Annotated in this window: 3 protein-coding genes; all 3 read right to left on the reverse strand. The window is 61.2% G+C overall.

Annotation, left to right across the window (positions count from 1 at the left end; genetic code table 11):
- Window positions 1-451 precede the first annotated feature (451 nt).
- On the reverse strand, window positions 452-1,747 hold the full coding sequence (locus tag LHA35_RS27835; protein WP_226614524.1) for a Mic19 family protein: 1,296 nt from the start codon (window positions 1,745-1,747) through the stop codon (window positions 452-454).
- 8 nt (window positions 1,748-1,755) lie between these two features.
- Window positions 1,756-3,063 (reverse strand): phospholipase D-like domain-containing protein, encoded by a 1,308-nt coding sequence (locus tag LHA35_RS27840; RefSeq protein WP_226614525.1) that lies wholly within the window; start codon window positions 3,061-3,063, stop codon window positions 1,756-1,758.
- Between the two features lie 75 nt (window positions 3,064-3,138).
- On the reverse strand, window positions 3,139-4,619 hold a 1,481-nt coding region (locus LHA35_RS27845), incomplete at its 5' end, for a type ISP restriction/modification enzyme (RefSeq protein ID WP_338051015.1).

A 4,619-nucleotide genomic window follows, 5' to 3' on the forward strand; every position in this document is an offset into this window, starting at 1 on the left:
GGCCTGCCCACGACGCCACGCCATCGAAGCCTCCAGCCCAAGCTGGACACCTACGAATCACACCACCTCGCGCCGCAGCCAATCACAAGCCGATTCCAGCCAGGGCTACTCGGGTCTAACGTCTTGTTTTTATGCCATCTCTGGCGCGGCTCCCCTGCTCGGATTCAGCATCTCCATCGCCCGACGAAAAAATCGGAGAGCGAGAATCTCGCTTCGGCCCCGAGGTGGCGGGCGGCCAGCGTACCGAAAATTCGAATCTCGGGTGCTCCGACAGTTTCCCTGAGCGTCCTGCTCTCCGTGAAACTGACCGACGCGCTAAGCGGCAGGTTCCCTGGGGTCTTCGGGGGAGGCCTGCTGACCGGCCCGAGCCAGCGAGGGCGGAAGGTGGCTCTCTCGCCGCCCACTCTCTCCGGACCTGTTGCCTTGGCCGATACAGTACGGATCCCAGGAATCAAGGCAGAACGGCGATTTCAGCGCGATCGCCACCCGGGGCACCCGCCGATGCTGCTTCGCCTGCAGCCTGAAACTCGTTGTATGCCTTGTCCCAATCCACAGCCGGAAAGGCCTCCCGAAGGCTCTGGAGGAAGTCCTGCTTGTTCAGGGTCTCGAACGTGACGTCCTTGTAGGTCTGCTTGAGCTCCATCTTCTTGATCAGCTCGTCCGCCTTCGGGATGACACTTTCCGACTGTTGCCGCAGCCAGCGGCGGGCGTCGTCATCGGTGGGATTGGGTGACAGCAGTTGCCCGCGGAATTTGTCAGGCGGGTTCGCCAACACCGTTGGAACGTAATAGGCGACGATCTCGTCGCGGGACGCATCGAGGCTGCCTTGCAGCTTCTCTCTCACCTTGGCTTGGAATTCCTCCAGCTTGGCGCGCAGTTCGTCGAGCCGCTGCTCAAACAATGGCTTCTGCGCCTTCAGCAGCACACGGCCGTGGTCCTTGCCGAGCGAGGGCGTGAAATTGTCCCGGATGTCCTTCAGCGCATCCTCGATATGCTTTGAGGACAGCTCGCTTTCGCGGTCGATCAGGTCAAAGGTCGTGTTGAACCTCGACTGCGCTCCCTCCGCCGCTCCGAGGTTCTGGATGACCTTGGGAATCGCCAGCTTGCGGCGCTGAATGGCCGCGCCGGTCAGATTCAGTTCCACGTATTGCAGGTAGGGCTCGAAGACGCGGACCTGGCGGGCGACATCGAAGCTCGCCGGTGGCGCATCCTTCAGGCTTTGCTTGACCTCCGCAAACTGTGTCGGCGGGATATCGTCCGACCGAACCTCGACGGCTTGCTCCTGGATCCTTTCCCGTTCCTCGGGCGTCCTCGCCATCGCCACGGCGATCGCCTTGGCAGCCGGGGAAAGCCGAGTGAGGGCTTCGCGCACCTGCTCCGGAGACAAGCGGAGCGCGTTCGGAGCCTTGGTCTCCCGCCGGTCGGCCTCGAGGTACCGGGCAATGGGCGTAAAGATGAAACCCGCGTCGTCAACCACCAGGAGGCCGGTGCGCAGCCCTGGGGTTGAGCGCACGGCGATCCCGGCGCCTCGGAGAACCGCTACAGCAGCGAGATCTCCAAACCCCATGCGCATCACGCGCTCATCGAAGTCCAGAATCACCGTGATCAGCACCGGATCGAGGCGCTTCGCCAGGCGGGCCAGGGCCTCGGCGGGTTCTTGCTGGATCCCCGGTGCCGCATAGCAGACTGAAACCTGGGCACCGCCGATGCACGCCGCCATTCCCGCCGAGTCCAGCGAGACAAACATCGGCCCAGTCATGGCGTATCTGCCCTTTCGGACCGCTCACGCCGCGGCGTCAGCTTCCGGCGCCTGGGCGAGAACAAGATGAACGCCTCAGAGTCGGGTGTGGACTCCCAAAGGGCGAGTTGACGTGCGTCGGAGCCGGCTGGCTTGGCGCGCTGCAGCCCGCGGACACGCTGCCAAGGCGCATCCACCCGCGCCGGGGTGTCGAACAACGCGAGCTCGGTCTCTCGTGCGCTCTCTTCATCTGGCGTTGCCACCAGGGCGCCCTCCCGATCGTAGATTGGCGCCCAGGCGATCTTCCCCGGATCGAAGAGATACTCGTACTGACCGGCGACGGGGCCCTGCACCCGGACGCGAACCTGCTGCATGCCGGAGGCGGGCGTCGGGCGGAACGGCAGGACCGTGGGCTTCAGCTCCGGGCGGCGGCGGTTTTCGATATGCCAATCGGCGCGCAGCTCGATGCCGCCCCGCCCGGCCTCGATGCCTTCGACTTTGCACGACAGCCGGGCGATCGCCGTGCCCAGGCTCGCCAGTGCCAGGGATGACGTCGGCGGCAGGGTCGGAAAGACGTAGATGTGCACCTCGGCCTGCATGGACTGGATGCGGTCAAGCGCTTCGGGGATCTCGAAGTAAATGATCTGTCCGGGGCGTGGCAGCCGGCCGCAGGTGTATGCAGCCAGGACGAGGATGGTCCGCATGTTTTCGGCGTCTTTGGGAAGGTCGCCATTGGCCTCCGCGTAGAGGCCGTCGATGAACTGCATTGTCCACCACGCGTAGGCTTCCTTCATGCCCGGGTCGTAGGGAACCGCCTGGCGCACGGCTTCATGCAGATGCTGGCGCAGCGCGACAAACTGCGGCGCGTTCGCGGGGCCTTCCAGCAGCACGCCGGCCTCGCCATTCTTGCCGTGGAGGGCGAAGCCGGTGAGGTTGTGGGAGCCCACAAAGGCCGCGGCTTGGCCATCGCCCATGTCGAGCAGATTGACCTTGCTGTGCAGCATGGGGTGGTAGCGTGCGAAGGGGTGCCTGTTGGTGCCGGTTGGCCGCGTATGCCCCAGATGGACGTGCAGGGCGGTCGGCGCGACGCCGGCCACAAGCAGGCGGTCCAGCGCGTCGAAGGCCCGCCAGGTGGCGGCACCGACGACGAGGTGGGCGAGCTTGCCGGGATGCGCGCGCAGCGGCGCTGCGATGGCCTCGATCCCCTCCACGGTCATGAAGCCCGCGACCAGGGATGCCTTGGCGCAGCGCGTGAGGCGGTCGCGCAGCAGCGAGGCGATCTCGTGCTGCGGGTGATCGAACAGGACCTGGACGGTAACCGTCATGCGCGGAGCCGCCTACGTCCTGGGGCGGCACGGCGCAGACCGTGTTGTTGTGTGGATGGGAGAGGCTCACTCATTTCACCCCTCGGCCTCCGGCGAGGCGAAGGCGCCAGGCCACCCACCATGCTCCTCGATAACCTCGTCGATCTCACCCATAAGCCGGATCGTTTCGGAAATCGCCACGACGATCTTCTGGTAGTGGACGATGTCGTCAGCTGAGAGGGTGCGACCCCTGCGATCCTTTAGCCACTTCTCGCAGACCTGATAGCTACCAACTCGAAAGCTCCATACCTCCTCCGGTACTCCGCAGAATCCGGTCCTCAGCGCCCGGTCCACCCAGACGGTGTCTCGCAACCACGAAACCTTCTCAATCTGAGCGGAGCCTGTACCCACAAATTCTACTGTAGGTCGATCGAGTTGAGCTGATTCACATAGGTGAAGGGCGACAAGATCGCCGCCAATCCTACCTAGGACGCGCAACAATTCATAATTACCGATCAACGGCAAGCGGGGAAAATCAATCCTTAGAAAATCCGCGAAGCGAGTTCGATAGTTTGGGCTGTGCAGCACTGCGTATGCGTAATTAAAGAGCAAATCAGGGGTTATCCCAAGGGGGAATTTATGCGGCTCCGCAACTTCGACTCCCAGTGCGTGAGCAAGGGCCCGCAAAAAATGCGGCTTAAAATTTGGCCGCTTCTCGGACGATATCGCGAGTCCGCTCCGGCTAGGATAAAGCCAAAGAGGAAAAAGATAATTTACCTCCTTTAGAGATACTGAGTGACTCTCTGTCATCACCCTCGAACAAATAGCATGACCAAAATTTCCCACCTCAATCTTTCGAGTTGTCATCAGGCCGACGTTCGTCACGTCGATCATATGTGACATGATCGCGGTTGCAGGCTGACCAATAAATCCCTTAGTCTGTCCAGTATAGTAAGTATACCTTATATCAAATGGGCGATAAAGAATTGGTTTAATTCGTGCCTTCGAAAGCGGGCTAGAGCGCAGATCTGCCTGGGCGAGCGAAACCTTCCAGTCGCGGACATCGTCCCGCAGCGCAAACACCTCCCGCGCTTGTTCTGCGCCAAGGCGTGAGAATTCTTGGACTCGATCCCAGACCTCCTCAGGAGTGAAGGCGATAGTCAAGCTATCACGCGCCGTAACAACTCCGACAGAATGGCTCTCGGTGACGTCCTGCAATGGTACCATAGCCTCGAACTCGCTTCGGTAGGTCTGGTCCTGAGAGACAAACAAATAAAACGGACTATTTGGATGAATTAGTGCCTGCGGTAGCGAGTGTACTGTTGCCGCGCCGATTATTTTGTACTTATGTTCGCGACTTCCAAATACATCAATACGATGAAGATCCAAATCGGGAGACTTATCGATACAACCTCGAACAAACAACCCTATAGAAACACCCTGCTGGATGTCGAAAACTGACCTGCGCCCCTGAACTGGATCCGGGTTTGATGGAAGAGTTGGCCTCCTGAGGGAGGTCGGGATGGCAGGGAAGCGTTTGAAGCCGGAACAGATCATTGGGGTGCTGCGGCAGGCCG

Source organism: Roseicella aerolata (assembly GCF_020523605.1).
Lineage (GTDB): Bacteria > Pseudomonadota > Alphaproteobacteria > Acetobacterales > Acetobacteraceae > Paracraurococcus > Paracraurococcus aerolatus.